The sequence below is a fragment of the Vibrio sp. 2132-1 genome (genome assembly GCF_033344315.1).
Window position 1 is genome coordinate 1 of sequence record NZ_JAWPON010000828.1, and the last position, 525, is coordinate 525.

Below are 525 nucleotides of genomic sequence, written 5' to 3' on the forward strand. Positions count from 1 at the left end.
AGTCCACATCTGCGCCCGCAAACTGATAAATCGCTTGCCAGTCATCGCCCACGGCAAACAAGGTTGCGCCAGGCTGCTTCTCCGTTGATTCACATAACGCTTCGATCAACGCCAAACGATCTGGAGAGATGTCTTGATACTCCTCGACCATAACAAAACGCCAAGGCGATACGAACTTCCCTTTATTCACGTAATCCGTTGCTCGACTTATCATGGTTGGGAAATCGACTTGATTGCTCTCTTTGAGCATTTTTTGCCATGCAGAAAAACACGGCCAACACAGTGCTAATTCGCTATTGAGGCGCGTATAGTCTTGGTGATCCACCAACTTCTCTTGCACTTGCTTTTTCGTTAAACCAACAGCAGCTAAATGCGACAATTGAGAATCCAACCAAGCAATTAGCTTCGGATTTTCCGAATGGCTACCCAGCTCATCATCACCTTTCAGATAAGCAATAGGCCATTTATCTAAATGCTTTTGCCAACGTTTGAAATTTGTTGGTGTCATCCAGTGCTTTTTCAACC

General features: G+C 45.3%; 1 protein-coding gene. It reads right to left on the bottom strand.

What is annotated here, in order from left to right; translation table 11 throughout:
- A partial coding sequence (locus R8N47_RS28235) for a UvrD-helicase domain-containing protein (protein WP_318186486.1) occupies positions 1 to 525 on the bottom strand: 525 nt, incomplete at both ends.